This window comes from Actinotalea sp. C106 (assembly GCF_023630195.1).
Taxonomy (GTDB): domain Bacteria; phylum Actinomycetota; class Actinomycetes; order Actinomycetales; family Cellulomonadaceae; genus Actinotalea.
The window spans coordinates 1-838 of the sequence record NZ_JALPKN010000574.1; the positions used below are offsets into that span (position 1 = coordinate 1).

1 protein-coding gene is annotated in these 838 nt (G+C 77.7%); it reads right to left on the reverse strand.

Features of this window, described 5'->3' with window-relative positions; genetic code table 11:
• A partial coding sequence (locus L0B03_RS18570; RefSeq protein ID WP_284502015.1) for an NAD(P)H-hydrate dehydratase occupies positions 1-838 on the reverse strand: 838 nt, incomplete at both ends.

Below are 838 nucleotides of genomic sequence, written 5' to 3' on the forward strand. Positions count from 1 at the left end.
GGCCGACCTCGACCCCGCGGGCCACCAGGAGGGCTGCGAGCTCCCCGGCGTGCGGGGTCAGCACCACGAGCGGGTCGAGCCGCTCGGGCAGCAGGGCGAGCCCGCCGGCGTCGACCACCACCGGCAACCGCTGCTCGAGGGCCTGGGCCAGGGCCGCCCGGGCCCGTCCTGACTGCTCGTCCTCGCAGGACAGCCCCGGGCCCAGCACCCAGGCCTGGACGTGGACCTCGGCCGTCGTGGCGGCGACCACCTCGGGGTGGGCCGTCACCACGGCCGAGGCCACCGCCTCGGGCCCCACGTAGCGCACCATCCCGCAGCCCGCGCCCTGGGCACCGGCCACCGTGAGGACGGCCGCCCCGGGGTAGGTCGAGGTGCCGGCGACCACACCGACCACCCCACGGCTGTACTTGTGGTCCGAGCCCCCCGGCACGGGCCAGAGCCGGCGCACGTCCTCGACCTCGAGCCGTTGGACCGGTCCGCGGCTCACCTGGTCCGCGAGCACCGCCTCCAGGCCGAGGTCGACCACCTCGAGCCGACCGACCAGCGCGGTGGCCGGCGGCAGCAGCAGCCCCGCCTTGACCGCCCCGAAGCACACGGTCCGGTCGGCCCGCAGCACGGGTCCCGGCACGCCGCCGTCCTCGACGCCGATACCGCTGGGCACGTCGACCGCGATGACCCGGGGACGACCGGCGTCGGTGCCCGGCCCCTGGCCCTGCGGGTCGACGTCGCGGCAGAGCTCGTCGAGCCCCGCCACCAGCTCGGCAGCCGCACCACGCAGCCCGCCCCGGCCCCCCATGCCGAGCAGGCCGTCCAGCACGACGTCCCCCCGCAAGGCCTG